1 protein-coding gene is annotated in these 651 nt (G+C 58.2%); it reads right to left on the reverse strand.

Going from position 1 to position 651, the window contains the following annotated elements:
* Positions 1-651 (reverse strand): Tn3 family transposase (locus KP705_RS15945; protein ID WP_215764942.1); only part of this gene is annotated, 651 nt, incomplete at both ends.

The following is a 651-nucleotide window of genomic DNA, read 5'->3' on the forward strand; positions in this document are numbered from 1 at the left end:
CGGGGATAAGATCCGAGCTTCCGCAGCATGGCCGAGGCCGTCACGGTTCCACTCCGAATGGATGTGACCAGACGCAGCAGGTCGTCCCAGTGGGCCGCAACATGATCGGTATTGATCGGGTCACCGGCCATTCCACTCAGGAGATCACCGGGGCTTTGATCTGGAAACAGGTGAAGTTTCCGCTCTTTCAGATCCCGTATCCTGGGCGCAAATCGATAACCAAAGAAGGGCATCAGCCCGAAAACATGATCCGATGCCCCACCCGTGTCGGTATAATGCTCTTCAATGGAAAGCCCGTTGGCATGATACAGCAGCCCATCCAGAACATAGGGTGCTTCACCGGCCGTCGCCGCAATCACCCGGGTCGAAAACGGATCATACTGATCGGAGATGTGGGTGTAGAAACTGACGCCCGGTTCACTGCCATTGCGCGCATTGATATCGCTGATCGCAGCGCCTCTGCCACCTGCATGAAACAATTGACCATCACTTGAGGACGATGTGCCGTCTCCCCAGAGTGACGCCAGGGGCAGCCCACGATGGGCTGCAACCATACGGCCAAGGGCTTCGGCGTATCCGGCCTCGCTGATATGCCAGTCATGCAGATGCGCCAACTGGCGCAGGGTGGCACCCTGACAGGTGTCGGCCATG

The organism is Gluconobacter sp. P1D12_c, assembly GCF_018812105.1.
Taxonomy (GTDB): Bacteria; Pseudomonadota; Alphaproteobacteria; order Acetobacterales; family Acetobacteraceae; genus Gluconobacter; species Gluconobacter oxydans_A.